Source organism: Leyella stercorea (assembly GCF_019052365.1).
Lineage (GTDB): Bacteria > Bacteroidota > Bacteroidia > Bacteroidales > Bacteroidaceae > Prevotella.
Map to the genome: position 1 here is coordinate 1 of NZ_JAHQUY010000184.1, position 669 is coordinate 669.

1 protein-coding gene is annotated in these 669 nt (G+C 58.0%); it reads left to right on the top strand.

All coding sequences use genetic code 11. The features are described 5' to 3' along the window. The coding region (locus KTQ90_RS13520; protein ID WP_217318851.1) for a FimB/Mfa2 family fimbrial subunit at positions 1-669 on the top strand (669 nt) is incomplete at both ends.

Below are 669 nucleotides of genomic sequence, written 5' to 3' on the forward strand. Positions count from 1 at the left end.
CGGTGAGGGTATCAACATACCTGCCACGTGGACGGTCACCATGGGCGACTATACGGGTACGGAGACTTCCGCCACCCATGCCCCCGACCATCTGTTTGCTCCAGGCAGCTACACCCTTGCGGTGTGGAACCCAGCTGAAGGAATCACGGTAAATGGTACCACCGCCACCATTGCCGCAGCCATGGGAAACCGAGCAGGCACGGATGCCTTTGTGAACAATGCCCCGGGATGGTTCTTCACCTATACGAAACAGATGAGCATCGAGAAAGACAAGGACTATCCGCTGACCGCTGCAATGAAGCAGCAGGTACGCGAACTGACGCTTGTCGTCAAACCGACGGGTGATGCCGCCGGACGCATCACGGAGATTGTTGCCCATCTGACGGGTGCAGCCAGAACACTCGATTTCGCTACCGATACCTACGGAGCCGCTTCAAACGTCGTGCTGCCCTTCACCAAGATAACCGAAGGTGACGATGCCGGCAAGTGGAAAGCCACGGTGCGGTTGCTGGGTGTGACTGGCACGGAACAACTGCTGACGGCTGAAATCCGCTATGCGGACGGCAACCCGAGCCCCACCACGCTGAAAAGCGACCTTACGGAAGCTCTCAAGGAGTTCAACACCAGAAAGGGCAAATCGCTGACCCTCGGCGGAACGCTGGTTGAGAC